The organism is Xanthomarina gelatinilytica (assembly GCF_000348685.1).
GTDB classification, from domain to species: domain Bacteria; phylum Bacteroidota; class Bacteroidia; order Flavobacteriales; family Flavobacteriaceae; genus Xanthomarina; species Xanthomarina gelatinilytica.
Genome location: NZ_ANLA01000030.1, coordinates 1 through 6,363, shown reverse-complemented (window position 1 = coordinate 6,363; position 6,363 = coordinate 1). Strand labels below are relative to the sequence as shown.

Genomic DNA, 6,363 nt, shown 5'->3' with positions numbered 1-6,363 from the left:
GAGGTGATAAGCGCCCCGTTAATGGATACCGGTCTAAGTTCAACCTTATATGGTTTTGAGTGGACAGAAGCAGGAGATCCATCAACAGTGTTAAGTACAGGCTCTTTTTATGAGCCACCAGTAGAAGGCACTTATACGGTAATGGTAACAGACCTCTCCAATGGGTGTACAAGCACAGACACAGCTGTCGTGCAATTGAGCTCTCCACCAAATGTTACAGCTAATGTAACAACAGAAGCTTTTGCAGACAATCACATCATAGAAGTAACAGCAACAGGGGATGGTGCAGCAGTATTTGAATTCAGTATAGACAATGGCCCATGGGTGAGCAACGAGCCAAATACCAACACCTATACCTTCTCCAATGTGCCTTTTGGGGAGCATGTGATCCAGGCCAGGGACATCAATGGATGTGGAGTGGCCAGCGATATGGTGCTTGTTATGGATTACCCATTGTTCTTTACACCCAACAACGATGGATATAACGATACGTGGCAGATATTTGGGATAGAGAACCAATTGGATGCCAAGATTTTTATATACGATCGATATGGCAAGCTGTTAAAGCAGTTAAGCCCTACCGGTCCGGGATGGGACGGTACCTACAATGGCGAATTGATGCCGTCAAGTGACTATTGGTTTACCATAGAGTATCGAGAACTAGGAGAAAGTACAGGAGAGCAAAAGCAATTTAAAGCCCACTTTAGTTTAAAGAGGTAAGGGTCAGAAAGGCTTTCTCTCGATATAAAACAAAAAAACTCAGACAAAACATATCTTCTTGTCTGAGTTTTTTTATTAAGAAGTATTTAAATAAGTTAATTTTTAATACGGTATGGATAAACATTTGTAAAAAATCTATCCCATAGTTAAAAATTTCTTAAATTTAGGCAATAAAAATGGCCTCTTTAAGAAAGTTAGTTTTAAACTAACGCATTATTTAATAGATATTATGAAACATCAATTACTCTTTATTGTTACCTTTTTTTTAGTTAGCTTTTCAGTCTTTGCACAAGACTTGAATATGCAAAACGGAACCTTTAATCAATGTTCGGGGGTTTTTTATGATTCTGGTGGAAATACCGGTAATTATAGTAATAATGAAAATATAATAATGACTATATGTCCTGATGCTGGAGGAGATTTTATTCAGTTAACTTTTACACAGTTTAGCACACAATTGAATGCTGATGTGCTTACTATTTATGATGGTGCAGATACTACAGCTCCTGTAATAGGTTCCTTTGATGGAGGAGGGCCAGGCAATAACCCAGGAGTTATCATTGCCTCTCAAGCAAATACTTCTGGATGTTTAACAATTGAATTTATTTCAGATGGGAGTTTACCAGGGCCAGGTTGGGCTGCAGATATTTTATGTGGTGCTGCTTGTCAAAATATTGTTGCTAATATAGACAGCACTATTCCAGCAGCTGTAAATAATATTGTAGAAATTTTTCCAGGACAAACTGTAGACTTTACTGGAAGCGCTACATTTTCGGATTCAGGAGCTGGAGCCACCTACTTGTGGGATTTTGGAGAAGGAACTCCTCAAAATGGTCAAAATGTATCACATACCTATAATACTTCAGGTGTTTATATTGTTACTTTTACAGTATCAGACTCGAACCCTACAGGCTGTTCAGGTACTCAGACAATTGAAGTTCATGTATTGTCAGATCATGTAACTGTAGATGGTGATTTATATACAGAATTGGAATTAGTAGAAGATGTACTTATAAATAGTGGATGCGCATCAATAGATAATTTAACATTTCAAGGTGGACCAAATACGCAAGGAATTGCATACTTTAACAGAAGTGGGTCTACTTTTCCATTTCAGGAAGGTATTATTTTAATGTCAGGTGATGCTGAACAAGCAGCAGGTCCTGAGACAGGAACCTTAAGCACAGGGGGATGGGGTACTTCAGATCCCGATTTAGAGGCAGCTATTCCAGGCTTAAATTCTTTAGATGCCACTTGGATGGAATTTGAATTCACTCCATTAGCAAATGAAATAAGTTTTAACTTCATTTTCGCCTCTGAAGAATATGGCACTTTTCAATGTAGCTTTGCTGATGGATTCGCTTTTTTACTTACCGAAGTCGCTACTGGAATAACTACCAATTTGGCAGTCGTTCCAGGAACAACTAATCCCGTGTCTGTATTAACCATAAGGGATAATGCATATAATAGTGGTTGTGCGTCTGTAAACCCTCAGTATTTTGGAGCTTATTACGATGATTTTGATGGACTTCCAGAAGCAACAGCCCCAATAAACATCAAAGGTCATACAGTTCCTTTAACAGCATCTGGAACAGTTGTTCCTAATACACTTTATTCAATTAAATTGGTTATAGCCGATCATAACGATACCTTATGGGATTCAGCCGTTTTTCTTGAAGGAGGAAGTTTTAATTTGGGAGGAGACTTAGGCGAAGACATTACTATTGCAGCTTCAAATACTGTTTGTGAAGGAGATAGCATTGTTTTAGATACAGGAATTGTTGGCGCAGATGGGAATCATATATGGTATTACAATGGTAACATAATTACAGGAGAGAATAATTCTACTATTACTGTCACGCAATCAGGCACTTATTCCGTAGATGTTGTTTTGTCTGCTGATTGTCAAACTTCTGATGATATTTTAATTGAATTCTACCCAAATCCGATTGTTGAATCAATTAACAACCTCTTTTTGTGCAATCCAGGTGCTCCACCTTTCATCTTCGATCTAACTCAGAATACACCATTAGCAATTGGAAGCCAACCAAATGCTAGCGATTTTGTAGTCACATACCACAACTCCCAGGCCGATGCCGATGCCGATACAGGTGCCATAGGCACAACTGGTACTTACTCAGGAGTAGATGGAGAAATCATATACCTCCGAATAGATTATCCTAATTCTAACTGCTACGAGACCTCATCTTTCACTTTGAACATCACCCCCGAGCCTTCGATAAGCCCAGTTGGTGATTTGGTTCAATGTGACGATCCGAGCAACGATGGTGTTGCCGATTTCGATTTGGAGGGTCAGACCTTGACCATTTTGGGGGCGCAGCCCTCGAGTGATTTCATAGTTACCTATTACAGCAGCCAAGCCTCAGCCGATGCGGGGACAGGCGCCTTGAGCAGCCCATATACGAGTTCAGGGGAGCCTATATGGGTTCGTGTAGAACTGGCCAGTGATGCCAGCTGCAGCAATGTTTCAGTGGGCCCACTTTTCGATTTGGTGCTGAACCCAGTGCCAGAGATTATACCGGCAAGTCAGACCATTTGTGATAACGTTCTTCCGGGAGACGATGGGTTTGGGGAATTCGACCTGACCCTATCAGAGACATCCATATTAAATGGGTTACCGTCCACGGACTACACCATTACGTATTACGGAGATGCCACAGATGCAGAAACCGGCCCTGGCTCTGCAAGTGAGGTCCTAACTCCTGGCGCATATTCCAATACCACGGCCACAACCCAAACGGTCTATGTGCGCGTGGAAAACATCACGACACAATGTTACGGTGTTGCCCAGTTGTTGCTAACGGTGGACCCATTGCCTGAGGTTGACAGCCTGACCACCAACACAGATATCTGTATCGGTTCAGATGCCATTTTCACCATCACGGGAACCCCAGGGGACGTTGTGGACTATAACATCAATGGGGGCGCGGGCGCACAAGTGACCCTGGATGCGACAGGGGAAGGGGTTGTAACGGTGGCAGGCGCCACGACGGACCAAACCATAAATTTGGAGCAGATCACCAACCCAGCCACAAGTTGCAGTTCGTTACTTGCCGATTCAGCGACCGTTACCGTAGTGGCCTTACCGAGCATAGTTTCATTAACCACAAATACGGATATCTGTAGTGGTGAAGACGCCATTTTCACCATCACGGGAACCGCGGGGGACGTTGTGGACTATAACATCAATGGGGGCGCGGGCGCACAAGTGACCTTGGATGCGACCGGGGAAGGGATTGTAACGGTTTCAGGTGCCACAGCAGACCAAGTGGTCACTTTGGAGCAGGTCACCAACCCGACAAGCAACTGTAGTTCCCCCCTTACCGATACCGCCACAGTTACTGTGAATTCGAACCCAACAGCCACGGTAACAGCTGCAGGCGATGTTTGTCCCAATGGCGATGCCGTGTTTACCATTGTAGGCGATCCAGGGGATGTTGTGGACTATAGCATCAATGGGGGCGCGAGCGTTCAGGTGACTTTAGACGCTTTGGGAGAATGGCTTGTGACAATAGCGGGCGTAAGTGTAGATCAGGCCCTTACCCTAGAGAATGTAGAAAACCCATCGACAACCTGTAACAGCACGTTGACGGCCACAGCCGTTGTTGTTGTGAACCCATTGCCCACCATTGTGGCCCCAAGCCCGTTGATCGTATGCGATGACAATGTTGCCGATGGTATGACGGAAATGGACCTGAACGTTAAGAACAGCGAGATCTCCGGGGGGAACAGCAATTATGTCGTGACCTACCATGCAAATTTATTAGATGCCGAAAACGGGTTCCCGGAAGTGTCGCCATCCTCATCGGCCTATATAGGGACAGATGGCGAGGTGGTTTGGGTGCGCGTGGAGGACGCGACAACCGGTTGTTATGACACCACGACATTGGAACTTGGTGTAGTGGATGCACCGGCAGTTCCAAGCCCATCGGCCCTGCATTACTGTGATCCAGATAATGATGGCCTAGGTGTTTTTGATTTAATGGGCACCAGAAACGATATAGAGGGCATAGACCCAACCTATGAGGTGTCCTTTCACCTGACAGAGCAAAATGCCATGGACGATGTCCTGCCACAGCCGGACGTCTTTACCAATGTGGCAGGACAGATAATATATATTCGTGTGGATTATGGGCCGGGGACCAACTGCCCGACCATTTTGGAGCTGGAACTGATAATAGACCCAACACCGGAGATAGAAATGGACCCAGAGGCACTGGTATTGTGCGATGACGATGGGGTTGCCGATGGGATGACGCAATTTGATTTAACAACAAGCAATACAGAGATTTTAAATGGCTTGGACCCAATGGCATATTCCGTTACATATTATACCACACAGGCAGGGGCAGAGATAGGCACGACCGATCCAAGCTATATAGCCAGCCCAGGCGCCTTTACCAACACTGTGGCGCCAAGCCAAGTGGTTTGGGTGCGTGTCGGGGACAATGCCACAGGCTGTGTAAGGGTAACCTCCCTGGAACTGATTGTGAACCCACTTCCGGTACCGCAGACCACGACCGAAGCGATGCAATACGAGATTTGTGATGATACAGTAGATAACGATGGTTATGCCATATTTGATTTGACGGTCCAGGACAATATCATAACAGGGGGCAACTCCAGTTGGTCCGTGGCCTATTACGAGACCATGGCGGACGTAACGGCAAACACGCCAATAGCAGATTATACAGCTTATGCCAATACCTCGATAGGTGGGGCGCCACACAATCCGCAGACCATCTTTGTAACCGTATCCTCAACGGCCAATGGGGTGGACTGTTATGCGCTGACCACCTTGACCTTGGTGGTGAACACGGTCCCGACACCAACAGCAGCACTGCCAAACATGGAGTTGTGCGATGATAACAACCCAGGGGATTTGGAAGAGGAGTTTGATATCACGGCCAATGAAGCGGCGATGTTGAATGCCTATGACGAAACCGTTTCGTACCATACCACAATGGCCGATGCTGAATCAGGGGCGAACAGCATTCCAGACCCAACCACGTACACAAACACAGCCCCGACACAAACCATTTATGCGCGAGTGACCAATACGGGGGACCCATCGGACCCATCAGATATGGGGACGGGCTGTTATACCATAGTAAGTTTTGATATCATCGTGAACCCATTGCCGGGTACTGTACCGGTAGATAATATGATAGCCTGTGAGTTGAACACGGACGATGTTTATGTTTTTGATTTGACGGCACAGACCAGTGCCATTTTAAATGGGCAACCAGAGCCGGACTTTGCAGTAAGCTATTATACGACATTGGCATCGGCCGAGTCTGGGACTGGAGCGATAGCCAACCCTTCGGCGTTCCAGAACACGGTGAACCCACAGGAGATATTTGTGAACATCAACAATACGGTCACGGGCTGTGACATAGCCACGGTAAGCTTTTTTGTGGAAGTCCAGGAGGCGGCCCAGGTCAATCCAAACCATGGAACTTATGTGCTGTGTGACGATACGATGGAGTTTGATGGAGACCCAACAAACGATGTGGTGGGCTTCGACCTGTTGTCACAGAACCCCATATTGTTGAACGGACAGGACCCTGCCAATTTCAATGTGACATATTATGAGACCATGGCGGACGCCGAGGCCATGAG

2 protein-coding genes are annotated in these 6,363 nt (G+C 45.6%); both read left to right on the top strand.

Going from position 1 to position 6,363, the window contains the following annotated elements:
* Positions 1-720 (top strand): T9SS type B sorting domain-containing protein (locus tag D778_RS13790; RefSeq protein WP_238307699.1); only part of this gene is annotated, 720 nt, incomplete at its 5' end.
* A gap of 391 nt (positions 721-1,111) precedes the next feature.
* Positions 1,112-6,363: choice-of-anchor L domain-containing protein (locus D778_RS13785; protein ID WP_238307697.1), on the top strand; the 5,252-nt coding region annotated here is incomplete at its 3' end.